Source organism: Streptomyces rugosispiralis, from assembly GCF_024505145.1.
GTDB lineage: Bacteria > Actinomycetota > Actinomycetes > Streptomycetales > Streptomycetaceae > Streptomyces > Streptomyces rugosispiralis.
On sequence record NZ_JANIAA010000002.1, the window covers coordinates 469,190 to 492,849 of the forward strand.

18 protein-coding genes and 4 pseudogenes are annotated in these 23,660 nt (G+C 70.6%); 11 read left to right on the forward strand and 11 right to left on the reverse strand.

Features of this window, described 5'->3' with window-relative positions; all coding sequences use genetic code 11:
- Positions 1–6 precede the first annotated feature (6 nt).
- From NP777_RS06185 to NP777_RS06220, 8 genes are all read left to right on the forward strand, one after another.
- On the forward strand, positions 7–1,362 hold the full coding sequence (locus NP777_RS06185) for an FAD-dependent oxidoreductase (protein WP_305889383.1): 1,356 nt from the start codon (positions 7–9) through the stop codon (positions 1,360–1,362).
- A complete protein-coding gene (locus NP777_RS06190; protein ID WP_256649017.1) occupies positions 1,359–2,552 on the forward strand; it encodes a CaiB/BaiF CoA transferase family protein in 1,194 nt (397 codons plus the stop codon). Before NP777_RS06185 ends, NP777_RS06190 begins: the two co-directional genes overlap by 4 nt.
- Positions 2,549–3,334, forward strand: coding sequence for an enoyl-CoA hydratase-related protein (locus NP777_RS06195; RefSeq protein WP_256649018.1), 786 nt, complete (start codon positions 2,549–2,551; stop codon positions 3,332–3,334). Before NP777_RS06190 ends, NP777_RS06195 begins: the two co-directional genes overlap by 4 nt.
- Before the next feature lie 149 nt (positions 3,335–3,483).
- Complete coding sequence (locus NP777_RS06200; RefSeq protein WP_256649019.1) at positions 3,484–4,377, forward strand: dihydrodipicolinate synthase family protein; 894 nt, start codon at positions 3,484–3,486, stop codon at positions 4,375–4,377.
- Positions 4,377–5,150, forward strand: a complete 774-nt coding sequence (locus NP777_RS06205) for an SDR family oxidoreductase (protein ID WP_256649020.1) — start codon at positions 4,377–4,379, stop codon at positions 5,148–5,150. The genes NP777_RS06200 and NP777_RS06205 overlap by 1 nt, the downstream gene beginning before the upstream one ends.
- Before the next feature lie 28 nt (positions 5,151–5,178).
- Positions 5,179–6,615, forward strand: coding sequence for an aldehyde dehydrogenase family protein (locus NP777_RS06210; protein ID WP_256649021.1), 1,437 nt, complete (start codon positions 5,179–5,181; stop codon positions 6,613–6,615).
- 361 nt (positions 6,616–6,976) lie between these two features.
- Positions 6,977–7,675 (forward strand): pentapeptide repeat-containing protein, encoded by a 699-nt coding sequence (locus NP777_RS06215; protein ID WP_256649022.1) that lies wholly within the window; start codon positions 6,977–6,979, stop codon positions 7,673–7,675.
- Positions 7,676–8,268: 593 nt separating this feature from the next.
- Positions 8,269–11,325: an SUMF1/EgtB/PvdO family nonheme iron enzyme gene (locus NP777_RS06220; protein ID WP_256649023.1), complete on the forward strand. Its 3,057-nt coding sequence runs from the start codon at positions 8,269–8,271 to the stop codon at positions 11,323–11,325.
- Between the two features lie 75 nt (positions 11,326–11,400).
- Here NP777_RS06220 and NP777_RS06225 read toward each other — a convergent pair whose 3' ends face one another.
- Complete coding sequence (locus tag NP777_RS06225; protein WP_256649024.1) at positions 11,401–11,673, reverse strand: hypothetical protein; 273 nt, start codon at positions 11,671–11,673, stop codon at positions 11,401–11,403.
- A gap of 113 nt (positions 11,674–11,786) precedes the next feature.
- Between NP777_RS06225 and NP777_RS06230 the strand changes: the two genes are divergently transcribed.
- Positions 11,787–12,968 (forward strand): hypothetical protein, encoded by a 1,182-nt coding sequence (locus NP777_RS06230; protein ID WP_308405031.1) that lies wholly within the window; start codon positions 11,787–11,789, stop codon positions 12,966–12,968.
- Between the two features lie 103 nt (positions 12,969–13,071).
- Here NP777_RS06230 and NP777_RS06235 read toward each other — a convergent pair whose 3' ends face one another.
- The 6 genes and pseudogenes from NP777_RS06235 to NP777_RS06260 form a co-directional block, all read right to left on the reverse strand.
- Positions 13,072–13,347: a winged helix-turn-helix transcriptional regulator gene (locus NP777_RS06235; protein WP_256649025.1), complete on the reverse strand. Its 276-nt coding sequence runs from the start codon at positions 13,345–13,347 to the stop codon at positions 13,072–13,074.
- Positions 13,348–13,374: 27 nt separating this feature from the next.
- Positions 13,375–14,109, reverse strand: a pseudogene (locus NP777_RS06240) (SDR family NAD(P)-dependent oxidoreductase); the annotation flags it as partial.
- Positions 14,110–14,278: 169 nt separating this feature from the next.
- Positions 14,279–14,806 carry a copper chaperone PCu(A)C gene (locus NP777_RS06245; protein ID WP_256649026.1) on the reverse strand — a complete coding sequence of 176 codons (528 nt, stop codon included), beginning with the start codon at positions 14,804–14,806 and terminating at the stop codon, positions 14,279–14,281.
- Positions 14,752–17,190, reverse strand: a complete 2,439-nt coding sequence (locus NP777_RS06250; protein ID WP_256649027.1) for a heavy metal translocating P-type ATPase — start codon at positions 17,188–17,190, stop codon at positions 14,752–14,754. The genes NP777_RS06245 and NP777_RS06250 overlap by 55 nt, the downstream gene beginning before the upstream one ends.
- On the reverse strand, positions 17,187–17,462 hold the full coding sequence (locus tag NP777_RS06255; RefSeq protein ID WP_256649028.1) for a hypothetical protein: 276 nt from the start codon (positions 17,460–17,462) through the stop codon (positions 17,187–17,189). Before NP777_RS06255 ends, NP777_RS06250 begins: the two co-directional genes overlap by 4 nt.
- 318 nt (positions 17,463–17,780) lie before the next feature.
- The gene (locus NP777_RS06260) at positions 17,781–17,948 is read right to left on the reverse strand and encodes a hypothetical protein (RefSeq protein ID WP_391858460.1); all 168 of its coding nucleotides are present in this window, start codon (positions 17,946–17,948) and stop codon (positions 17,781–17,783) included.
- A gap of 663 nt (positions 17,949–18,611) precedes the next feature.
- On the opposite strand from NP777_RS06260, the pseudogene NP777_RS06265 reads away from it, so the two are divergent.
- Together NP777_RS06265 and NP777_RS06270 are read left to right on the forward strand one after the other, a co-directional pair.
- Positions 18,612–19,223: pseudogene (locus NP777_RS06265) on the forward strand (ABC transporter substrate-binding protein); the annotation flags it as partial.
- A 56-nt stretch (positions 19,224–19,279) separates the two neighbouring features.
- Positions 19,280–19,708 (forward strand): annotated as a pseudogene (locus NP777_RS06270) (iron chelate uptake ABC transporter family permease subunit); the annotation flags it as partial.
- A gap of 6 nt (positions 19,709–19,714) precedes the next feature.
- Here NP777_RS06270 and manD read toward each other — a convergent pair.
- From manD to NP777_RS48015, 4 genes and pseudogenes are all read right to left on the reverse strand, one after another.
- Positions 19,715–20,929, reverse strand: coding sequence for a D-mannonate dehydratase ManD (gene manD / locus NP777_RS06275; protein ID WP_256649029.1), 1,215 nt, complete (start codon positions 20,927–20,929; stop codon positions 19,715–19,717).
- Positions 20,930–21,003: 74 nt separating this feature from the next.
- A pseudogene (locus NP777_RS06280) lies at positions 21,004–21,348 on the reverse strand (carbohydrate ABC transporter permease); the annotation flags it as partial.
- A 399-nt stretch (positions 21,349–21,747) separates the two neighbouring features.
- Positions 21,748–22,539: a FadR/GntR family transcriptional regulator gene (locus NP777_RS06285; RefSeq protein WP_256649099.1), complete on the reverse strand. Its 792-nt coding sequence runs from the start codon at positions 22,537–22,539 to the stop codon at positions 21,748–21,750.
- 429 nt (positions 22,540–22,968) lie between these two features.
- Positions 22,969–23,610: a TetR/AcrR family transcriptional regulator gene (locus NP777_RS48015; RefSeq protein WP_256649030.1), complete on the reverse strand. Its 642-nt coding sequence runs from the start codon at positions 23,608–23,610 to the stop codon at positions 22,969–22,971.
- Positions 23,611–23,660 lie beyond the last annotated feature (50 nt).

Genomic DNA, 23,660 nt, shown 5'->3' on the forward strand with positions numbered 1-23,660 from the left:
AGTCAGATGTCCCAGACCGTCTCCCTCGACGCCGTCGAGGCACCCGTGGTCCAGCGATCCGGCGTGATCGTGGTCGGCGGCGGACCGGCCGGGGTCAGCGCGGCCGTGGCCGCCGCCCGCACCGGGGCCGATGTGACCCTGCTGGAGCGCTACCCGGCCCTCGGCGGCCTGGCCTCCGGCGGCATGGTCCTGGTCCTCGACGACATGATCAACGGGAACGAGATCACCGTCACCGGTGTCGTCGACGAGTACGTCGAGCGGATGGCCAAGCTCGGGCTCGCCGTCTACCCGCCAGCGGAGGAACGTTTCTCCTCGCCCGAGATGTGGGCCAAGTGGGGCCGCTGGGGTGCCTTCAACTTCCACTCCCACACCAACCCCAAGCCGATCTGTTACGCCGTCGCCTTCGATCCCGACGGCTTCAAGCGGGTCTCCAACGACCTGGTCCGCGAGAGCGGGGTCAATCTGCGGCTGCACAGCTGGTTCTCCCGGCCGGTGGTCCAGGACGGCGCGGTGAAGGGCGTGGTCTGCGAGACCAAGTCCGGTCCGCAGGCGGTGATGGGCGACGTGGTGATCGACACCACCGGCGACATCGACGTGGCCTCCCGGTCCGGCGCCCCCTACGCCCAGGACAACTACCTGGTCACCCTGGTCTTCCGGCTCGGCGGGGTGGACACCGCGGCCGCCGAGCGCTTCGAACAGGAGAACCCGCGTGAGGCCCGGGCCATCAACCGGAAGATCAAGCGGATGCTGGGCGGCGCCTGGGAGCTGTGGTGGCTCAAGACGCCCGTCCCCGGCGTGGTCTGGTGCAACTGCCCGCACATGACCGGCTTCGACGGCACCGACCCGGTCTCGCTCACCGAGGCCGAGTTCGAGGCCCGGGCCCGGATCGGCGCCGTCCTCGACCACATCAAGTCCGACCTGCCCGGCTTCGGGAACGCCTATCTGCTCGACGTCGCCGAACAGATGGGCGTCCGCCAGACCCGGCTGCTGCAGGGCGAGTACGTGGTCACCAAGGACGACGTCACCTCCCGCCGCCACTTCGCCGACAGCGTCTCCCGCGGCCGCGACTACTACACCCCGTACCGCGCGCTGCTGCCGCGCGGCGTCGACCAGCTGCTGGTCGCCGGCCGGCACTACTCGGCCACCCCCGAGGCGCAGCGGATGTCCCGCGAGATCCCGCCCTGCATGGCCATGGGCCAGGCGGCCGGCATCGCCGCCGCCACCGCGGTGGAACAGGGCGTGCCGGTCCGGGACGTCGACCCGGCCGTCATCCAGCACCGGATGCGCGAGCAGGGCGCCGATCCCGGGGACGTCCCCGCCGAGAACGCGACCGTCGACCAGTACGAGGAGGTCGTGGCATGACATACGCCACCGCCCAGCCGCTCAGCGGCGTCACCGTCATCGACTTCACCCAGGTCTTCATGGGCCCGTCCTGCACCCAGCTGCTGGGCGACTACGGCGCCGACGTGATCAAGGTGGAGCGGCCCGGCACCGGCGACATCGCCCGCACCTCCATCCCCGACCCGGCCGGCCTGGACAACCCCATCTTCCTGTCGATCAACCGCAACAAGCGCAGCATCGCCATCGACACCCGTACCGACGAGGGCCGGCAGGCCGTCCAGGAACTGGTGCGCTCCGCCGACGTCGTGGTGAGCAACTTCCGGGCCGGAGTGATGGAACGGCTCGGCCTCGGCTACGAGGCGCTGCGCGCCGTCAACCCCAGGATCATCTGGGCCTCCGGCACCGGCTTCGGCACCGAGGGCCCGTACGCCCACAAGGGCGGGCAGGACGCCCTGGCCCAGGCGTACAGCGGAGTGATGTGGCGCCGGGTCTCCGAGGACGACCCCGTCACCCTCTACCCGACCACGCTGTGCGACTACACCACCGGAATGCATCTGCTCCAGGGCATCCTGCTGGCCCTGCTGCACCGCGACCGCACCGGCGAGGGCCAGCAGGTCGAGGTGTCGATGTACGACTCGATGCTCCACATGCAGATGCAGGAAGCCTGCCAGCAGCTCAACCGCGGCTCCGAGATCAACTGGGCCGCGATGCCGCTCACCGGGGTGTTCCCCACCACCGACGGCGCGCTGATCATGGTCGGCGGCTTCAAGGCCAACGGGCTGCACCACATCAGCCGCGCCCTGGAACTCGACGAGGACCTGGCCGAGCGCCCCGAGTTCGCCACCCTGGACCTGCAGTTCGCGCACCGTCCCGAACTACAGCGGATCTTCGCCGGGGCGGTGGCCCGCAACACCACCGAATACTGGGTCAAGCGGCTCGAGGACGAGGACATCCTCTGCGCCCCGGTGCGCAGTCTGGAGCAGACCCTCGGCGACGAGCAGACCGCGGTCAACAAGATGATCGTCGAGATGGATCACCCGGTCGCCGGCCGGGTCCGCGCCCTCAACGCGCCGCTCCACCTCTCCGCCGCCCCCGCCGAGGTCCGCCGGGTCCCGCCGCGGCTCGGCGAACACGGCGCCGAGGTGCTCGGTGAACTCGGCTACACCACCGAACAGATCGAGCTGCTCCGCGAGAAGGGCGTGCTGCGATGACCGACGAGGTCCGCTACGTACGGGACGGGCACATCGCCCGGGTCACCATCGACCGCCCCGCCGTGCTCAACGCGGTGGACGCCAGGACCAACGCCCGGCTGGGCGAGATCTGGGCCGACATAGAGGCCGACCCCGAGGTGCGGGTGGTCGTCGTCACCGGTGACGGACAGCGGTCGTTCTGCGTGGGCGCCGACATGTCCGCCGGCGCGGTGGACAAGACGGGTCTGGAGTACTGGGCCGACCTGGACCCCAACGGCTTCGGCGGGCTCAGCCTGCGCACCACCCTGGACGTGCCGGTGATCGCCCGGGTCAACGGCTACGCGCTGGGCGGGGGCATGGAGATGGTCCTCGGCTGCGACATCGTCATCGCCGCCGACCACGCTCAGTTCGGCCTCACCGAGCCCCGGGTCGGCCGGATCCCGCTGGACGGCGGCGTCTTCCAGCTCGTCCGCCGGCTGCCGCATACCCAGGCCATGGGTCTGCTGCTCACCGGCCGCCGCGCCGATGCGGCCGAACTGCACCGGATGGGCCTGGTCAACGAGGTGGTCCCGGCCCAGCGACTGGACGAGGCCGTCGACCGCTGGGTCGCCGACATCCTCGCCTGCGCCCCCACCTCACTGCGCGCCATCAAGCAGATGGCCGGGCGCGGGGCCGGGCTGTCGCCGCAGGACGCCCACAAGCTGCGCACCCCGGCGCTGATGGCGGCGCTGGACAGCGAGGACGCCAAGGAGGGCGTGCTCGCCTTCCAGCAGAAGCGGCCGCCGCTGTGGCCCGGACGATGAAGGCGCTTACCGGCGATGAGGGAAGCCCACTGGGGATGGGGGAGCGCACTGGCGATGGGGGAGCGCACCGGCGATGAGGGAAGCCCACTGGGGATGAGGGAAGCCCACTGGCGATGAGGGAGCGCACTGGCGATGAGGAGAGCCCACTGATGCCCGAAAAGCTCACCCCCGGAGTATGGGGCGTGGTCGCCACGCCCTTCCTCGGCTCCGCCCTGGAGGTGGACGAGCCCAGCCTGGTCCGGCTGGCGGAGCACTACGAGCGGATCGGCACCACCGGTCTGACCGTGCTCGGAGTCTTCGGCGAGGCCGCCCGGCTCTCCGTCGAGGAGCGCCGAACGGTGCTGGAGGCGGTGGTCGACGCGGTCGGCCTGCCGCTGGTCGTCGGGGTCACCGGACTCGCCACCGCACCGGTGCTGGACGAGGCCCGGCTCGTCCACGAGGTGGTCGGGGACCGCCTCGCCGGACTGATGGTGCAGGTCAACTCGCCCGATCCGCAGGTGGTCGCCGCCCACCTCAACGCGGTCCACGACGCGACCGGCGCCGGGATCGTCGTCCAGGACTACCCGGACACCAGCCGGGTCGTCATCCGCACGGCCGACCTGGTCCGCGCCGTCCGCGCGGTCCCCTCGGCGGTCGCGGTGAAGGCCGAGGCGCCGCCCACCCCGGCGGCCATCGCCAGGCTCACCGCCGAACTGGACGTCCCGGTCTTCGGCGGCCTGGGCGGCCTGGGCCTGCTCGACGAACTGGCGGCCGGCGCCGCCGGGGCGATGACCGGCTTCTCCCGTCCCGAGGGCCTGATCGCTTGCGTCCAGGCGTGGCGAAGCGGCGGCCACGACGCGGCCCGGGATGCCTACCTGCCGTATCTGCCCCTGGCCAACTTCGAGGCACAGGCCGGGATCGGGCTGGCGCTGCGCAAGGAGGCCATCCGGCGCCGTGGCCTGATCATGGAGTCGGGGGTGCGGCCGCCAGCCGCGCGGCTGCCCGAGGCCCTGGTCCCGCAGTTGGCACGGCACCTCGCCGCGCTGCCCGGGGAGGTGCGCTGATGGACCTCGGCATCCGCGGCCGGGTCGCCGTGGTCGCCGCTTCCACCAGCGGTCTGGGCCGGGCGGTGGCCGAAGCGCTGGCCGCCGAAGGCGCCCGGGTCGTGGTGGCCGGGCGGCGCGGAGACCTCGCCGAGGAGATCGCCGCCGGACTGCCGGACGCGGTCGGCGTCCAGGCCGACCTCACCGCCCCGGACGGGCCGCGGACACTGGTCGAGGCGGCTCGCGCGGCCTACGGCGATCCCGGCATCCTGGTCCTCAACGGACCCGGCCCCCGGCCCGGCACCGCCGCCGGCCTGGAGACCGGCGACCTCGGCGCGGCCATGAACTCCCTGCTGCTGGCCCAGCAGCGGCTGGTGGCGCTGACCCTGCCGGCGATGCGCCGGGACGGCTGGGGCCGCGTCCTGGCCATCGGCTCCAGCGGGATCGCCGAGCCGCTGCCCGGACTGGTCCTGTCCAACGCCGGACGAGCCGCCCTCGCCGCGTACCTGAAGACCCTCGCCGCCGAGGTGGCGGCCGACGGAGTCACCGTCAACCTGCTGCTGCCCGGCCGGATCGCCACCGATCGGGTGGCGGCGCTGGACGCCGCGCGGGCCGAACGCGAGCAGCGCCCCGTGGCCGAGATCGAGGCCGCCTCGCAGGCCGCGATCCCCGCCGCACGGTACGGCACCCCCGCCGAGTTCGGCGCGGCCGCCGCCTTCCTCTGTGGCGCCCCCGCCTCATACATCACCGGGACCGCGCTGCGCTGCGACGGCGGCCTGGTCCGCGGCCTGTGAACTCCCGACTCCCCGAGGAACCGAATCCATGAGCACTGTACGGATCCCCAACCTCATCGCCGGCGAGGAGATAGCCGGCGACGGCCTCGAACGGTACAACCCGGCGAACCCGGCCGAGCTGGTCGCCGTGGCCCCGGCCTCCGGCGCCGAGGCCGTCGACGCGGCCGTGGCGGCCGGTACCGCGGCCCAGCCGGGATGGGCGGCGCTGCCCGCCCCGGCGCGCGGCGCGATCCTGCTGGACGCCGCCGAGATCCTGCGCGCCCGCCACGAGGAGGCCGCCCGCGACCTGGTCCGGGAGGAGGGCAAGACGCTGACCGAGGCCCGTGGCGAGGTCCGGCGCGCCATCGACGTACTGCGCTTCTTCGGCTCCGAGGGCTGGCGGCTCGGCGGGCAGGTGCTGCCCAGCGCGCTTCCCGACACCATGGTCCACACCCGCCGGGAGCCGGTCGGGGTCGTGGGGCTCATCACCCCGTGGAACTTCCCGATCGCCATCCCCGCCTGGAAACTGGCCCCCGCGCTGATCGGCGGCAACGCGGTGGTGCTCAAGCCCGCCGAGCTCACCCCGCTCTCCACCCGCCACCTCACCGATGCCCTGCTCCGGGCCGGGCTGCCCGCCGGGGTGCTCAACGTCGTGCACGGCTCCGGCCCGGTAGTCGGCGAGGCATTGGTCCGCGACCCCCGGGTGGCAGCGGTCTCCTTCACCGGCTCCACCCGGGTCGGCATGCGCATCGAGCGCGCGGTGCAGGAGCGCCGCGGCCGGGTGCAGGCGGAAATGGGCGGCAAGAACGCGCTGGTGGTGCTGGACGACGCCGACGTCGAACAGGCCGCGCGGATCGCCGCCGCGGGCGGCTTCGGCCTCACCGGCCAGGCATGCACCGCCTCCTCCCGGGTGATCTGCACCCCGGCGGTGCACGACGACTTCGTCGCCGCGCTCGCCAAGGAGGCGGCCCGCTACCGCCCCGGCGATGGCCTGGCCGACGGCACCCTGATGGGCCCGGTGGTGAGCGAGCGGCAGCTTGCCACGGTCACCGCCGCCATCGAGCGGGCCAGGGCCGAAGGCGCGACGGTCGCCGCCGGTGGCGAGGCCGCCGAGGGGCTGATGCTCGCCCCGACCGTGCTCGCCGGCCTCGGCCAGGAGAGCGCCGCGGCACGCGAGGAGATCTTCGGCCCGGTGATCGCGGTACTGTCCGCGGCGGACCTGGACGACGCGATCGACCTGGTCAACGACTCCCCCTACGGCTTGGCCGCGGGCATCTGCTCCCGCAGCCTGGCCGCCGCCCAGCGCTTCGCCGCGGCCGCCCGCGTGGGAGTGGTCAAGGTCAACCGCCCGACGACCGGCCTGGATCTCAACGTCCCGTTCGGCGGCGTCGGTGACTCCTCCAGTAACACCTTCCGCGAGCAGGGCGCGGTCGCGGTGGACTTCTTCACCTGGTCCAAGTCGGTCTACCTCGGATGGGAGAGCTGACCAACTCGCCTGCGGGCGACGTCGGCCCCCGCGGCCCGTCCCGCACGAAGTGCGTGGGACCGGCGACACCGGACAAGCCCTTCGGCTACGGCGAAGCGGCCTGACGCGCTGGCTCAACGTTCCGCTTCAATGTGTAGCGGGTGACGTAGCACGAGTTGACTGAACTAGCGAATATGCAGGTCAGAGGGGGCTCGATCCTTCGGGGTCGGGTCCTCGTCTCGTTCCCGTGCTGGTTTGGTGCTGACTCTGGGGCGGACCGGGGGTGCAGCGTCGCCAGTCATCCGTTCGAGGAGCGCAACCGCCCATCGGAGGGTGCTCCGCGGCCTGGACTCTGGTCTCCACCCTCCACACCATCCGGCGAATGGATCGACTTCGCATGACTCAGGCGATTCGGCGAGGCGGCGGGACCACCCGCGTCAAGAATCCCACTGCCCCGAAGGTCTTCCCCACCCTGCGGCCGGCCGACATGGCGAGAGACGGCCTGGAAGACGACGCGATGATCCGTGGGGTGCGATATGAGGGAACGCCCTTCGTGGCCCTCACGGCTGAGGCCGTCGAAATGGAGGGCTGCACGTTCGACAGCTCCCGCTTTACCGGAACACGATTGATCCGCAGCCAGTTCAGCGACTGTCGATTCAAGACCTGCGACTTCGCAGAAGTAGGTGCGCAAGACGTTTCACTGATCCGATGCGCGGTCAGTGGAAGCCGATTCACGGGCTCGTCGTGGAGGTCTGGAACCTTCCGGGACGTGCGCATGGAGAACTGCGTCATCGCCCCCGGCCTGTTTCGCCACATGAAGCTCTACGCCGTCGTGTTCACCGACTGCAAGATGGCGGGCGCGGACTTCCAGGGCGCCGAGATGCACAATGTGAAGTTCGAGGGCTGTGACCTGACCGGGGCACAGTGGGCCAACTGCCGGGTCGGCACCGTGCGATTCGAGAGCTGCACGCTCGTTGATGTTGGCGGAGGCGCGAGCCTCAACGGCGCGACGGTGCAAGGTCCAGGGCGGATGGAGTTGGCCCTGAGCCTTGCGCGAGAAGCGGGAATCCTTTTCGAGTAGCTGGGTCAGGCGGCGACCGCCGGCGCGTAGTCCGCGTAGCGGCGGTACCTGTTTGCACCGGCCGCAGGTATCGGAGGGTGCGCCACCAGCGCGAAGCCCGGCTCGGGGCGGGGGAGCCCGAGCCGCCGGCGGCCCACCCGGTCTATGGGGCTGGCGTGCCCGCGATGCAGAGCCGGACCACAAGCAGGAGCAGCGCAGGGATCACGCCGAGCAGCAGGCCAGGTCGGACGGCGCGGAAGGCCAGTAGTCCGGCCCAGGACATCCTCTGGTGACGCAGCCTGCCGGCTCTCCCGTGATCTCAGCTCAGAACAGGGTCCCGAACCGGCACGCTGCAGCGCCGCAAAGAAGCTGTACAAGTGTTCCTGTTGTTCACTCGCGTGCCGGGAACCGACGGCGTACGGACGCTTATCCGGACAACTACGGGTTCCAGAGTCGACGGCGCACGGTGTGGGTGCGGAAGGTGTACGCCTGACGCGGCGCCTGAGAGGCCCGTGCCGACCCGGACGGCCCGCTCTGTCTGCGACAAGCTGCCCGAATAGGTCGTGATCAACGCGAGATGCTTCGGGACCAAGTCCCGCGACGGGAGCGAACCCATGACGTCTGACGAGCGAAAACTCTCCCTGAACCGCCGCCGGTTCCTCGGCGGCATCGGCGCGGTCGCCGGTGCGATCGCCGTTGGCGAGCTGTTCCCGACCGCAGCCTCGGCGGCGGCGTCGGCCTATGAAGTGATCCTCGGTGAGCCGAGACAGCAGCAGCTGCTCGGCCCTGCCACGCCGGCCGATACCGAAGCCTGGCTGAAAGCGATGAAGGACTGGCGGGCGGCCGAACACAAGCGTTTCGACTACGACCCGCGCAATTATGAACGCGCGGAGCTCACATGGGCCCAGCGCAATCCGATCCAGCCGCAGGTGATGGTCGAGGACCGCTACCTCTACGACCCCGACCGGCAGCGCTACACCGTCGACCGCTACCTCGACGATGTCACGAGCCGCTACGGCGGCATCGACTCCGTCCTGCTCTGGCCGACCTATCCCAACATCGGCATCGACAACCGCAATACCGTCGAGATGATCCGCGACCTGCCCGGTGGCTTGGACGGGGTACGCAAACTCGTCGCCGACTTCCAGGCCCGCGACGTGCGTGTGCTGTTCCCGATCATGGTCTGGGACTACGGCACGCACCATCCGGGAGCGGACACCTGGGCGGACATCATGCCCGGCCTGATGAAGCGGTTGGGCGCCGACGGGCTCAACGGCGACGTGATGAACGTGGTCACGAAGGACTACTTCGACAGTGCCCTCGCCCTTGACCACCCGCTGGTGCTCGAACCCGAGCACGGCCTCGGCTTCCGGTCTACATCCCCGCCTGCCGACACCGCACGTGCGCAGATCGGCTGGAACACGATGTCGTGGGGCTACTGGATCAACGACGCCGACGTTCCCATGGTCAGCGTCAACAAGTGGCTCGAACCCCGCCACACCGTGCACGTCAACGACCGCTGGTCCCACAGCAAGATCGACATGCTGCAGTCCGCGTTCTTCAACGGCACCGGCCTGGAGAGCTGGGAGAACATCTGGGGCATCTGGAACGGCATGACCGAACGCGACAACGAGGCCGTCCGCCGCGTCGCCACGATCGAGAGAAGATTTCCGGAGCTCCTGGTCAGCGCGGAGTGGGAGCCGCACACCCCGACGCGGCGGAACGGGGTGTACGCGAGCAAGTGGCCGGCCGAACGCGGCACCCAAACGCTGTGGACGCTCATCAACCGCGACACCGCACCGCGCACCGGTTCGCAGCTGGAGGTCGCACACCGGCCGGGAATCCGCTACTACGACCTCTGGAACGGCCGCGAGCTGAAGCCGGAGGTCTCCGGCGGCCGCGCCGTGCTGTCGTTCCCGATCGAGGCCAAGGGCTTCGGCGCGGTGCTCGCCAGCACCCCGGCCCACCTCCCCAAGGACTTCGGCGACTTCCTGCGGTCCATGCACCGGCACGCCAGGCGCCCGCTGTCGGACTTCTCCGCGGCGAACACGTTCCTGCCGCAGACCATGACGAATATCAAGAGTACGGCCCGGGCCCGTAAGGCCCCGCCCGGCATGGTGTACATCCCAGGCGCCAACTACCGCTTCGCCGTCCGTGGCGCCGAGCTCGAGGGCTGGTCCTGGCGGGCAGGCGCGGGCCTCGTGCGCGGGGTCGGCGTCCAGTTCCCCGGCGAGCCGGAGCCCAACCGCTACCACCAGCTCACCCTCAACCTCGCACCGTTCTACATGGACCGAACGCCGGTGACGAACGAGCAGTTCCAGCGCTTCATGGACGCCACCGGTTACCGGCCGGCGGACGACCACAACTTCCTCAAGCACTGGGACTGGAGCTCCGGGCACCACCCGAAGCACAAAGCGGGCTGGGCCAAGAAGCCCGTCATCTACGTTTCGATCGAGGACGCCCGCGCGTATGCCCGCTGGGCCGGCGGGCGGCTGCCGCACAGCTATGAGTGGCAGTACGCCGCGCAGGGCCTGGACAACCGCAGCTACCCGTGGGGCAACGCCTACGACACCACGCGCGTCCCAGAGCCGTTCCACGGCCGGAACGAGATGCGGCCCCCGGACGACGTCGACGCCCACCCGGGCGGAGCGAGCCCGTTCGGCGTCCTCGACATGGTCGGCAACGTATGGCAGTGGACGGACGAATTCACCGACGACCACACCCGGACCGCCGTGCTGCGCGGCGGCAGCTACTACCAGATCGTCGCCTCAAGTGTCACCAACTACTACTTCCCCTCCGGCAAGAACGCCCAACGGCTCGACGTCCAGAGTAAGTACCTGCTGATGGCCCCCGGCCGGGACCGGGCGGCGACGGTCGGCTTCCGCACCGTCGTGGACGCCGCGCAGCCGGCCCCCGAACCGGTCGACAACGGCACAGTCGTCGATGCCGGCACGGACAAGAACGCCGGCACACCCGGCTGGACCAGCCACGGCTGGACCACCAAAATGGTCTTCGACGCCGCGTATCCCGTCGTCGACTCGTCATACAACGCCACCAACCTGAGCGGCGCCGGCACCGCAAACTGGGCCGAGTACACGTTCACCGGCACCGGCGTCGACGTCTACGGCTGGCGCGGGCCGAACGGCGGGGTGCTGCGCGTACTGGTCGACGGCACCGTCCAGGGCGGCCCGATCTCCCAGAAGAGCGCCACGGACACGTACTACGAGCTGCTCGCCCGGATCGGCGGCCTTGCGAACGGCCGGCACACCATACGGATCGAGACCGATCCCTCCAGCCCGGCGGACGCCGTGACGGGCGTCGACTATCTGCGCGTCTACAAGAGCGGGGACAAGCAGCCGCCCGTGCCGCCGACCCTGACACCGAGCGATGCGCGCCCCGCCGCCGGGAGGAGCATCAGGGTCAAGGTGGGCTTCCGCAACGAGAGCGCCGCACCCGTCTCGGGTGGCCTGCGACTCGCGGCCCCCGAGCCGCTGAGCGTCACCCCGGCGGTGGCCGGGTTCAGCGGGCTCGCCCCGCACGCGGAGGTCACGCGCGAGTTCACCGTCACGGTCCCGGCCGGCACCAGCCGGGGCGCCAAGCTGCTGCGGGCAGTGGCGACGCTGAAACAGTCCGCCGACGCCGAAGGATGGGCAACGCTCGAAACGTCCTGACCCGCCTGCCGCAGGCGTTCCACGCGGCCCACCTCGGCGCGGAACGCCTGCGGCAGTAACTGCCGGGGTCGGCATTCAGGTCGTGACCACAGTGCCGTGGAGGATCTCGAACGCGACCTCGCGTCCGTCGGCACACACCGTCGAGAATGCCTCGGACAGGCTGCCGATGGCCCAGTAGCGCTTCAGGTCACGGCCTTGGTTGATGGACGGCAGCGTCGAGGACGGGATCCGCTTCCTGCAGCCGTTCCGCCCGGCCCGGTAGACCGGCCCGGTAGACCGGCCCGGTAGGCCGACCCGGAGCACGGCGGTCTTGATCGTCGCCCTCCGGCACTGGGCCCCGGTGTCCAAGTCCTTGTAGGCCAGGCCGGATTTGGCCAGACTCGTCCTGGAACTTCTTCTAGTCGGGGGGACGGATGAGGCGTTCGGCGGGCAGTGATCCGGTAGAGGGCGGGGCGGGGCGGGTGGGGGAGTTGGCGCGGAGGGACGCTGTCGGTGCCGGGCCCGCGCCCTCGCTCGAGGAGGTCGTCGGGACCGCCGGTGGGCTGCCGGAGGACGCGGTGCTGTGGATCGCGGCGGGGCTGGCCGGGGCGCTGGCCGTGCTGCACCGGGCCGGGCGGGCGCACGGGGACGTGCGCGCCGGGAACGTGCTGCTGACGCGCGGCGGGCCGCTGCTGACCAGTGACGTGCCGGGGCGGGACGGCGGGGTGTCCGTGCCCGCGGCCGACATGGTCGCGCTGGGGATGCTGCTGGTCGCCGCGTACACCGGCGTCAGCAACCGACAGCCCGACCTCGACAACTTACCGGTGCGGCTGCGGCAGGTCGTCGCCGTATGCCTGGCCGAGGACCCGGAGGAGCGGGCGAACCCCGCCCAACTGCTGAATGTCATCAGGGCGTTGGAGCCCGTGGCGCCTGTCTGGACGGTCGAGGTCGACGACCTGATCACCCCCGCCGACCGCCCCGCCGACACCGCCCCGACCTCGGACCCCCCGGTCGAGGCGCCGCCGCGCCCGGAGCCGCACGGTCTGTCCGGGGCCCGGCTCGCCCTCGTGGTCGTGGCCGCGGTCCTCGTCGGCGTGGTCCTCACGGCGCTGCTGCTCCTGGTCCCGGGCCGCGACGGCGGCACCCGCATCGCCGACGCCCCGGTGACGAGCCGACCGACCCGGCTCCAGCCGACCGAGGACGACACACCGCGACAGCGGACGACCCCGCAACAGGAGCCGAGCGAGGAGCAGACCCCCTCCACGGATCCCGCCACTCAGCCCGCCACGCCCACCAGCCAGGCGCCGCCCGCCCCGACCCCCCAGCGGACCCGGCAGACCGGGGCGATCGACGACTGCTCGGGCAAGCCCCTGACCGAGCCCGTCTCGCTCCTGCTGGCCTGCGGGGACGGCAAGGCCATGCTGCACGACCTGATCTGGACCGACTGGGGCAGCGCCACGGCCACCGCGCGGGGCGTCGTCTCGGAGGTGGTCTGCCAGCCGAGCTGTGCCGACGGCCGGGAGGTCACCTCGGCCGCCACGGTCGCCGTCTCCGGCCTTGCCGGCGGCCGCTACACCCTCATGGAGATCAGGGCCCCGCAGTCGCCCCACGACCCCGACGCCCACTACACCCTCGATCGGCTCGGCCCGACCTACCGGGGCTGAAGCCGGACACACTCCCAGCCACCCGAACCACCCCCGGGATCAACTGCCAAGCAGACTACGCTCACGGCAAAGACAACGGCATGCCTCTGAGCATCGTCATCCATCAGGGTCCGACGGGTTGGCTCGCCAGCGCCCCGATCCGATCCATGTGGGCGTATCCCCATTCGCACAGCGGGCGCAGCGCTTCAGCCAGACTCGAGCCGAACGGTGTCAGGGAGTATTCGACGTGAGGGGGAAGCTCCTGGAAGTCCTTGCGGACGACAATGCGGTCTGCCTCAAGGTCTTTGAACGAGCTAACTGCCGTACCCGGAGTTCTCGAACTCACCGATCCCACGAATGAGCGGAGTAATTCCGCGCCAAAACCGTAGGACAAGCTCATGCCCAGTTCCGCTCCGGCCGAAGCGGGCTATACCTGAGCCATACCGCCGTCGATGCAGAGTTCTGCACCTGTCATGAAACTGCTCTCGTCCGAGGCGAGAAACAGCGCACCATTGGCGATTTCCTCGGGAAGCCCGAGGCGGCCCATCGGGACAAGGGTGCTCATATGGGCTCGGAGAGCTACTGGATCTTGACCGAAGTACTCGGTCTGTCCGTCGATGATGAGCGTGTCGATCGGCCCCGGACTCAGCACGTTGACCCGAAGACCCCGATCGCCGAACTCTGCCGCCCACGTGCGCGCATAGGAGCGCACGGAGGCCTTCGCCGCGCTGTAAGCCCCTGCCCCGGGATCCCCCTTGAATGCCGTGATCGAGCCCAGCAAAACGATCGAGCCGCCCGTTCGTAGAATCGGCAGCGCCTTCTGGACGGTGAACAGTGTGCCGCGGGCATTGAGGTCGAATGTGCGGTCGAAGTGTTCCTCGGTCACGTCCCCGAAGTTCATTCGCTCAATGCTTCCGGCGTTCGCGACGATCACATCGAGGTGCCCGCTCTCCTGACGGATAGCCTCGACCACATGGTCGAGATCGCCCGACACTGTAGCGTCCGCGGTGACCGCCGTTACCTGTCCTTCAATGGAGGCCTTCGCGGCTTCGAGCGCCTCCTTCCGTCGCCCCGTGATGTAGACGTGGGCGCCTTCACTTCCGAATCTCTGGGCAATCGCCAGACCAAGGCCCGCGCTCCCGCCAGCGACGAGGGCTACCTTATTCGCGAGACGCTCCCACGATCCGTGACCGGGACAGCACGTTCACCGCCGCATTCGACGCCGTCTTCACCGGCAACGGCACAGCCGTCATCCCGACTCCGCCGCGAAGCCCACGATCAACGCGTTCGCCGAACGATGGATAGGCACGGCGCGCACCGAACGCACCGTCTCAACGATCGTTGAGATGTGATCGCATCGCCTCGGCCCCGACCCGGCCTCGTACGGAGAACCACAGGTTGAAGGACACCCTCTCTCCCGGGCGCAGCATCGGGGGGTCGAGGAGGGCGACGTGGACGCCTTCCGGGGACATCCGCAGTGTGCTGTGCGCGCGTACGGTCACTGCTCTCGGCCGCCGGACGGTACCCGGCCGCTTCCGGCCGGGCTCGCGCAGCATGGAGACTCCCAGCTCCGGGGAGTCGGCGAAGATCAGGGTGTCGTCCGTGTCCCCGACGTTGCGAATCTCGAAGTAGACGGCGGCCGTCTGCCCGGTGGACTGGACGATACGGCCGCCACTGACCTGGATCCTCGGTGTGGGCTCTCCCGCCGCCCCGGTCGCCGTGTAGCCCGTGAGCAGGGCCAACGCCAGTGCGCAGCCGCCCACCGGGACCAGCGCCGCCCGTACTCCCCGGGCCATCGTCTCCATCAGGCGGCGTCGCGGCGTGGTGCGGTCATCGGTCGCTTCGGTAGCTGAGGACATCGGACTTCCTTCCCGGGTTGCCGTGCTCGGTGGCCGCGGGGCCGTATGAGGAGACGGGGAGCGGGCCGGGTGCCGGTCTGCCGTCCGCCGAGGGTATGGAACCGCAGCCGCAGGCTGTTGGTGACGACGAGGACGGAGCTCGCGGACATGGCCGCGGCTGCGACCATGGGGTTGAGCCAGCCGGTCGCGGCCAGCGGAACGGTGACCACGTTGTAGCCGAAGGCCCAGACGAGATTGGCGCGGATGGTGCTCAGCGTGCGCCGGGTGAGCCGGATGGCGTCGACGACGGCCAGCATGTCGTTGCGTACGAGGGTGATGTCGGCCGCCCCGATGGCGGCGTCGGTGCCACTGCCCATCGCCATCCCCAGATCGGCGGAGGCCAGCGCGGCGGCGTCGTTGACCCCGTCGCCGATCACCGCGACGCACCGGCCCTGCGCACGCAGTGCGGTGACGATCCGTTCCTTCTCCTCCGGGGTCACTTCGGCGTGGACGGTGTCGATGCCCGCCCGTTCCGCCATCGCATGGGCCGGGGCGGCGCCATCACCGGTCACCAGCACCGGCTCGATGCCCAGCGCGCGTACTTCGCGCACCGCCTCGCGACTGGTGGGCCGCAGGCTGTCCCCGATGGCGAGCAGCCCCGTGGGGCGGTCGTCGATCTCCACGATCACGGCGGTGTGCGCGGCGCGTTCGGCGGCCTCGCGCGCCCGGCACAACGGTTCCGGCAAAGGCTCCGACGGCCGGGGGCGACGTATCCGCACCTCACGGCCGGCCACCCGCCCGGACACGCCCTCACCGGCGACAGCCCGGAAGTCCGCCACCTCCGGCAGCCGCGCGACGCCGTCCTCCTCGCGGCGGGCAGCCGCGACCACCGCCCGGCCGATGGGGTGCTCGGAGCCCCGCTCCACGGCCGCGGCCAGCCGGAGCACCTCCCTCGTCTCCGGACCGCCCTCCGCCACGGTCGTGTCGGTCAGCGTCATGCGTCCTGTGGTGAGTGTGCCGGTCTTGTCGAAGACCACGGTGTCCACGCGGCGCAGCCGCTCCAGCGCCTCCGGGCCGCGGATAAGGACGCCGAGTTGCGCCCCGCGTCCGCCGGCCACCAGGAACGCGGTCGGTGTGGCGAGCCCCAGCGCACACGGGCAGGCCACCACGAGCACGGCCACGGCCGCGGTGACGGCCGTCTCACCCGCCGCGCCCGCGCCGAGCCAGAAGCTCAGCACGGTGCCGGCGATCGCCACGATCACCGGCACGAACACCCCCGCCACCGCGTCGGCCAGCCGCTGGATCCTGGCCTTGCCCGCCTGGGCCTCGGTCACCAGGCGGGTGATGCGGGCCAGTTGCGTATCGGCGCCGACCGCTGTGGCGCGCACGACGAGCAGTCCACCGGAGTTGACGGCGCCGCCGACGACCGCGGTGCCGGGTGTCACCTCCACCGGCACGCTCTCGCCGGTGACGAGGGAGAGATCCAGCGCCGATCCGCCCACGACCACCACGCCGTCCGTGGCGACCTTCTCACCGGGGCGCACCATGAACTCCTGTCCCGTGGTGAGTTCGGCCACCGGAACGCGGCGGCTGCCGTCCCGCACACGCAACTCAACCTCATTCGCGCCGAGTTCGGCCAGCGCCCGCAGCGCCGAGCCGCTCCGGTGCCGGGCACGCGACTCCAGATGCCGCCCGACGAGGACGAACAGCGGCACGGCGACCGCCGCCTCCAGATAGATATGAGGGAGTCCGTCGTCGGCCGAGGGCAGCAGGCTGAACGGCATGCGCATCCCCGTCACGCCCGCGCCGCCCCAGAGCAGGGCGTACGTCGACCAGGCGTACGACGCGAGGACGCCCATGGACACCAGGGTGTCCATGGTGGCCGTGGCATGCCGCAGACCGCGCGACGCCCGCCGGTGGAAGGGCCACGCACCCCAGGTCGCGACCGGCGTGGCGAGGGAAAAGCAGGCAAACTGCCATCGGTCGAACTGCCAGGCGGGGACCATCGAGACGACGATCACGGGCAGCGCCAGCACCGCCGTGACAACGAGCCGTTCGATGTCGACGACCTCATCGCGGCCGGGCCCGTCGTCAACCCCGTCCCGGGGCGATCGGCTGTCCTCTTCTCCGGTGGTGGCGGGAGGCGCGGGGAGTTCGGCGGTGTAACCGGCCCGTTCGACGGTGGCGATCAACTCCGCCGGGGCCACGGTGGCCGGGTGGGAGACCCGCGCCGTGCCGGTGGCCAGGTTCACGGTGGCGCTCACGCCTTCGACACGGGCCAGTTTCTTCTCCACCCGGGCCACGCAGGCCGCGCATGTCATCCCGCCGATCAGCAGGTCGGTGGTGCGCGCGGACACGCCGGACGAGGTGGTCCGATCGGACGCGGTGTCCGGCCGCTTGCTCATCGCGCCCCCTCCCGGACGCCGGGGCCTTGCGGCCCCATGCCGTGCGTATCCATGCCCCCGGCCCCGCCGTCCTGCGGCACGCTCCGATGGATACCGGGCGCCACCGGACCGGCCGCCCGCCCCACCGCGTAGGAGGCGGCCATCAACACCGCCAGGAGGACGAGAAACCCGGTCAGGGCGGGAGGCGGCAGCGTGCGCCGCGTCCGGGCGACACGCGGCTCCGCTCCGTCGGGCGCCGGTCGCGGCGTCGAGGCGGTATCGGTCAACGGCATCTTCGGCACTCCTCTGTGCAGGCCTGGCGGAAACGGCCGGGGTTCGCTCACCTTTACGGTCCGGGGCGGTCGGCCGCTCACCGTACGGAGGCTCTGTCGCACAAGGAGAAAACCGTCCCGGCCGGGAACCGTCCGGGTGTGTCAGCCGACATCCGAGCTGTGAGCGGTCTCTGCCCCGGCCCGGGGGAGAGCGGAAAATCCGACTGGGCAGCGGCCGGAGCGCACCCGTCCACCCAGCCGAGCGGAGGGGCCGGATGCGGCGGAGGGCGAGCGGTCGTGCCTCCACCGCACCCGGCGAGTCCGTTGCCAAAGGGGACGTCAGGCCACCGCTACGGCCATGGCGGGTGAACGGAGGGCGCCGTTCGGGGCAGCCTCCGCCCGTTCCGGGTCGGCCGGTTGTTCCTCATCGGAGGCGAGTTGGGCGATCAGGGTTTCCCGGGCGCTGACCACGCGGGAGCGGATCGTGCCGACGGGGCATCGCGCCACGGTGGCCGCCTCCGCATCACCGCGGGGCAGTTGGCAGCCCATCTCGAGGCGTGTGCCGCCTGCCGACTGTGGGAGACCCGGGCCCGGCAACTCACCGAACACATCGCGCGGCTGCGAGAGGCGGACACCACCCCCACTCCAGGCGGAGAAGCGCCGAGGCGGCCACGGCAGGCGCTCTGACACTGGGGCATCGAAGGCGCCGGCATCGCCCAGAAGCTGTCCCACGTACTCGAGTACGCATGGTCACCCGAGGCTTCCACGACTGTCCTGACGGAGAAATAAAGAACCCGCGAACCTGAGCACGATGCGGAAGCGGGTCGTCACCTTGGACGTCGCCGCCGCCTCGTTCCTGATCCAGCCCGGCCCCGGCCTGTCACATCGTCGCCGCCGCCGACACCGACTTCAGCCCCGACGGGCCGCGGGACCCCGCCCGCGGTCGCGCCGAGCTGGAGGTCCGCTCGGTGACCCGCCGCACCCCCGGCGGTGGCAGCCCCTGCCACGCCGGCCGTCGGTCCGACACCGCGGCGGTGGTCCGTGAGGGCCGCGCCCTGACCTACATGGACCCGCACCGGGGCGGCGACGCCTCGCGCACGCCACGTGGGCCGCGGGACTCGTCCAGGGCAACCACGTCCACGCCGGGCTGGAGGGCAGTGGCGTCCACGACTCCCCGACCGGGCCGCGGCCATCAAGGACCTGCCCACCGGTGACATCAAGCTCAACGACGCCCACGACATCCCCCGCGAGGCCATGCTCGGCCTGCGCCCCGATCTCGTCCTGTCCGTCACCACGTACGGCTTCGACCAGAAGAACGGCTTCGCCACCCGTGAGCAGCTGAAGCAGGTAGGAGCCAACAGCTACGTCTCCCCGCAGGGCAGCGACGACGACCCCGCCAAGATGACCGTCGCCGACAGCTACACGCTGCTGCGCGATATGGGAGAGATCTTCAACGTCAGCTCGGTCTTCGGCAAGGGCATTGTCAACGACATCCTCGCCAAGGCCGGCGGCTCCAACGCCTTCGAGAACGCTTCCAAGGCCCTCTTCGCCGACCTGAGCAAGGAGAAGGTGGCTGCCACCGACGTCGACGCGCTCGTCGTCATCAGCTACAACGACCCCAATCCGGCTGCCTGCGCCAAGAAGCTGCTCAAGGAGTTCCCCCAGTGGTCAGCCGCCAAGCACAACGAGTACGTCGTCCTGTCCGACTCGATGTACCTGGGCCCCAGCAACGACCTGGCGGTGGAGAAGATCGCCAAGATGCTGCACCCCGAAGCGTTCTGACCCGGCTCAGGACTCCGCCGGCGTTCACGCTCCTGCCCGTCGCGCTGATCGCCGCGATGATCGTGGGGATCAGTGTCGGCGCGGTCAACGTCCCGCTGGGCGACGTGTGGGGGGATCGTCCTCCACCACGTCACCGGCGCGGGGGCGGCGCACTCCGACCCCGCGCCGGACCAGATCGTCTGGAACTTCCGCACCCCGCGGGTCGTCCTGGCGGCGTTGGCCGGCGCGGGCCTGGCCGTGTCCGGCGCCGTGCTGCAAACCGTGGTGCCCAACCCGCTGGCCGACCCCATCGTCCTGGGTTTCTCCTACGGCGCCACGCTCGGCGCGGTGCTGGTCATCACCCTGGGCGGCGGCGCGGTGCCGGCCGGGCTCGGGGTGTCGGCGGCTGCCTCCTCGGCGCGGTCGCCGCGGGCGCGCTGGTCTTCGCCCTCGGACAACGCCGGGGACGCCTGGCGCCGACCCGGCTGGTGCTGGCCGGCCCCGCGGCGCTTTCACCAGTCGTGAACGGTGCCGTCATGCAGCCGGTTGACGGGGAGGTACGCCCTCTCGTACGGGTACGTCTCCGCCAGGCTCTCGTCCATGTCCACTCCGATCCCCGGCGCTTCGCCGGGGTGGAGGTGGCCGTCGGTGAAGGTGTAGGCGTGCTGGAACACCTCACCTGCCAGTGGGCTGTGTCCGGAGTACTCCTGGATACCGAAGTTGTGGATCGCCAGATCGAGGTGGAGTGCCGCGGCCATGCCCACTGGTGAGATGTCCTCCGGGCCGTGTACGGCGCTCTTGATCTGGTGGACGGCGGCCAGGTCGAAGAGTTTCCGCAGCGGGGTGACTCCGCCGAAGTGGGTGACGGCCGAGCGCACGTAGTCGATCAGTTGGTCGGTGAGCAGGGTCTGGTAGTCGTGGATGGTGTTGAAGACCTCGCCGATGGCGAGTGGGGTTGTGGTGTGTTGCCGGACCAGGCGCAGGGCGTCCTGGTTCTCCGCGGGCGTGCAGTCCTCCAGCCAGAACAGGCGGTAGGGCTCGAGGTCCTTGCCCAGCTGGGCGGCTTGGAGCGGTGTCAGCCGGTGGTGGGCGTCGTGCAGGAGGGGGAGTTCGGGGCCGAATTCGTGGCGTACGGTTTCGAAGACCCCGGGCATGTGGCTCAGGTAGGAGCGGGTGTCCCAGTCCTCGACCCGCGGACGGGCCTGCTGGTGCGGGACGGGTGCCGAGCCGGCGCCTTTGGTGTGGACTCCGTAGACGGCTTTGAGGCCGGGGACACCGGTCTGGATCCGTATGGCCCGGTATCCCTCGGCCAGCCGGGCCCGGACGGAGTCCAGCAGCTCCGGGGTGTCCTGGCCGCTGGCGTGTCCGTAGGCCAGTAGCCGGTCGCGGCTCGCCCCGCCGAGGAGCTGGTAGAGCGGCAGCCCCGCCACCTTGCCCTTGATGTCCCACAGCGCGACGTCCACGGCGGCGATGGCCGCCATGGTCACCGGTCCCCTGCGCCAGTACGCGCCGCGGTACAGGTACTGCCAGGTGTCCTCGATGCGGTGCGGGTCGAGCCCGATCAGCAAGGGGGCGATGTGATCCCGCAGATAGCTGACGACCGCCAGTTCCCGGCCGTTGAGGGTGGCGTCGCCGAGGCCGGTCAGTCCGTCATCGGTCGTCAGCTTGAGGGTGACGAAGTTACGGCCGGGACGGGTGACGACGACCTTCACGTCGACGATTTTCATGCGTGGTCTCTTTCTGGATCCGGTGGGCCGGCTGCTTGTCGTGGGAGGTTCGGTGGCGGTGGCGCTCCGGCGCCTCAGCCCTTGGATGCGCCGGAGGTCAGTCCGGTCACCAGGTATTTCTGGCCGAGGATCGCCGTCAGGACCACGGGAACGGTGATGAGGGTGGCGGCCGCCATCAGACCGCCCCAGTCGGTGCTGGCGTAGGAGATGAAGTTGAACAGCGTCACCGGCACGGTCTGGGTGCGGTCGTCGGCGAAGATCAGCGCGAACATGAAGTTGTTCCAGCTGAAGACGAACGCCGGCAGACATGCGGTGGCGGTGCCCGGAGCCGCGAGTGGCAGCGTGATGCGCCAGAAGGCACCGAACGCCGAGAGACCGTCGGTGCGCGCGGCCTCCTCCAGTTCGACCGGCAGTCCGGCTCGTCAATTGGTCGGCGGTCAGGAGGCTCATCGACGCCCGGCGGCCGATCCGGTCCTCGAATTCCGGCATACGGCGGCGGATGGCCTGCGACCACACGTGGTTGATCGCCATGATCCGCAGGGGTGTGTCGGCCGGCGGAGGGCCCTTGGGGGTCCCGCAGGCGCTCAGGAGACCACCGGCCGCGGCCCCGAGCGCCATGCGGCCGACGGAACGCCGGTTCATGAGCGGTACGGGCGTTGACGTCATCGTCATCGTTCCTTCAGTGGTGACGCACCTCGCACATCCCACTCGTCCGGGAGCCGGTCCAACTGGTAGGACCAGTTTGGGGTGCGGTGGGACCGTAACAGAGCGACAAAGGCGTTGACCAGCCCCTTGAGCGGCCCTCCCGCCCGCGGTGGCTAGCTCCGCACGCGGCGCTCGGGACCGGCGAGGAGGGCTTCGATGTGGTGCCGCGCCATGACATCCACCTGCACGTCGAGATCCTCGCCGTACGTACGCAGGGCAAGCGTCAGGTGTTCCCGCATCCGCCGACAGGCCAGCTCGGCATCGCGCGCCTCGATGGCCTCGAGGATCTCCGGATGGTGCGGAACTCCGGGCTCGCCGATGGCGGGGTCGGAGTTCGACCGCAACATCATTTCGAACATCATCCCGCTGATGGACGAGAGCATGATGCGCAACACGGGGTTGCCGCTCGCCGTCGCGATGGCGTCGTGGAAATCCAGGTCGGCCCTTGCCTTGGCGACGACGTCCGAAGAGGACGCCATCGCGGCATATGCGGCCCGCATCGCCGCGAGGTCGTCGTCCGTCGCCCGCGACGTCGCCAGCCGGACGGTCTCCACCTCCAGCGGCACCCGCGCCTCGATGAGCTGCCGCACGGTGGGACGCCCCGCCCGGTACAGCGCGTCGTACCCACGGGCCTGCCCCGACGTCTGCTCACGCACGAAGGAACCGCGGCCGGGCGCGACCTCGATCAGCTGCTGCGCCTCCAAGCGCTGCAACGCCTCCCGCACCACATTCCGGCTGGCTCCGAACTGGCCGGCCAGCTCACGCTCGGACGGCAGCTTGGCCCCGACCGCGATCGCACCCGAGCGGATGTCGTGCTCCAACTGACGCGCGATGCGCTCGGTGAGGAGACCAGTCTGGCCGGCGGATGGCACGCGGCCCGGCTGCGAGGACGGGACAGGTGGCATGATCAGCAGGATACAGGCGGTCCTGGGGGCCGCGTCGACCACTTGCCATCGAGCCCGCTCCGGCCCGCGAAAGCCGGGGCGGGGCACCTCCCCGCTGGACCGGGCACCGCGCCCGCTCCCCGGCCTGTCGGCGGCCATCAGCCCAGCAGGACGGAAGCCGAAACGCTTCGGTGCCGCGAGAGCGACTGCCGGACATCCCGGAAACCGCACCCGTGTCGCTTTCGCGGTCTCCCATACCTGCCCCGCTTCATTTCCCGCCGTCGTCCTGGCCCACTCCACCACCGTGACGGCGTTCTTCGTCGCCGAAGCGGTTCTCGGAGCCGGCTACGGCGCTTACGTCGCCGTCGACACCGCCCTCGTGATCGATTCCGTCAAGTGACGACCCGCCCCGTCGCTCACCGCGCCGAGCGCGATCGAAGGCCATATGACCTACGGCAGCTCGACCTTGATGATGTCGCGCAACCGGGCCCGCAGGCGTTCCGGCATGTCGATGTCATGGGGGCTGAGCAGCCACTGGATCTGAAGACCGTCGATGAGTGCGAGGAGGTCCACCGACAGGCCCACCGGGTCCACATGAGGACGCAACAGCCCGCGATGTGCCAGGTCGTCGATGGCCGATTGCATCGCGCACCGCGCACGCTCGTAGCGGGCGACGAAGTACGGATGCGCCGGGTGGTCGGGAGCGCTCGCCTCGCTCGACAGCAGCGCGAACAGGCTCACGATGCCCGGATGGTCCTGGTTGTGGGCCACGAGCCGGAGCATGCTCGCGAAGTACTCCAGGCCGTCCCTCGTCGCCTCTCCCGTTCCGAAGAAGCGCTCGTCGTCACGACGCTCGCGCTGCTCCAGCACGGCTTCCAGGAGCGATTCCTTCGTCGGGAAGTGATGCAGAAGGCCCGCGCGGGACACTCCGCAGGCGGCGGCGAGTTGCAGCATGCTCGCGTTGCGGTAGCCGACCGTCCCGAACGCCGTGAAGGCGGCCTCGATGATCTGGGCGCGCCGGCGTTCGCCCTTGGGATAGTTGCGCGATGCCCCGGGGCCGTGCTGTCGCCTTGACGCTGCCACCTCGTTCACGCCGCCATGCTATCCAAACAAAGAAACCGACACTACTGTCGGTATTGTTG

Excerpts from the sequence above, each read along its gene's own strand:
- NP777_RS06190 (WP_256649017.1), top strand. The coding sequence starts at position 1,359 with ATGACATACGCCACCGCCCAGCCGCTCAGCGGCGTCACCGTCATCGAC.
- NP777_RS06235 (WP_256649025.1), bottom strand. The coding sequence starts at position 13,347 with ATGAGCTTGTCCTACGGTTTTGGCGCGGAATTACTCCGCTCATTCGTG.
- NP777_RS06195 (WP_256649018.1), top strand. The coding sequence starts at position 2,549 with ATGACCGACGAGGTCCGCTACGTACGGGACGGGCACATCGCCCGGGTC.
- NP777_RS06245 (WP_256649026.1), bottom strand. The coding sequence starts at position 14,806 with ATGTCCTCAGCTACCGAAGCGACCGATGACCGCACCACGCCGCGACGC.
- NP777_RS06200 (WP_256649019.1), top strand. The coding sequence starts at position 3,484 with ATGCCCGAAAAGCTCACCCCCGGAGTATGGGGCGTGGTCGCCACGCCC.
- manD (WP_256649029.1), bottom strand. The coding sequence starts at position 20,929 with ATGAAAATCGTCGACGTGAAGGTCGTCGTCACCCGTCCCGGCCGTAAC.
- NP777_RS06185 (WP_305889383.1), top strand. The coding sequence starts at position 7 with ATGTCCCAGACCGTCTCCCTCGACGCCGTCGAGGCACCCGTGGTCCAG.
- NP777_RS06215 (WP_256649022.1), top strand. The coding sequence starts at position 6,977 with ATGGATCGACTTCGCATGACTCAGGCGATTCGGCGAGGCGGCGGGACC.
- NP777_RS06285 (WP_256649099.1), bottom strand. The coding sequence starts at position 22,539 with ATGCCACCTGTCCCGTCCTCGCAGCCGGGCCGCGTGCCATCCGCCGGC.
- NP777_RS06255 (WP_256649028.1), bottom strand. The coding sequence starts at position 17,462 with ATGCCGTTGACCGATACCGCCTCGACGCCGCGACCGGCGCCCGACGGA.
- NP777_RS06250 (WP_256649027.1), bottom strand. The coding sequence starts at position 17,190 with ATGAGCAAGCGGCCGGACACCGCGTCCGATCGGACCACCTCGTCCGGC.
- NP777_RS06220 (WP_256649023.1), top strand. The coding sequence starts at position 8,269 with ATGACGTCTGACGAGCGAAAACTCTCCCTGAACCGCCGCCGGTTCCTC.
- NP777_RS06205 (WP_256649020.1), top strand. The coding sequence starts at position 4,377 with ATGGACCTCGGCATCCGCGGCCGGGTCGCCGTGGTCGCCGCTTCCACC.
- NP777_RS06210 (WP_256649021.1), top strand. The coding sequence starts at position 5,179 with ATGAGCACTGTACGGATCCCCAACCTCATCGCCGGCGAGGAGATAGCC.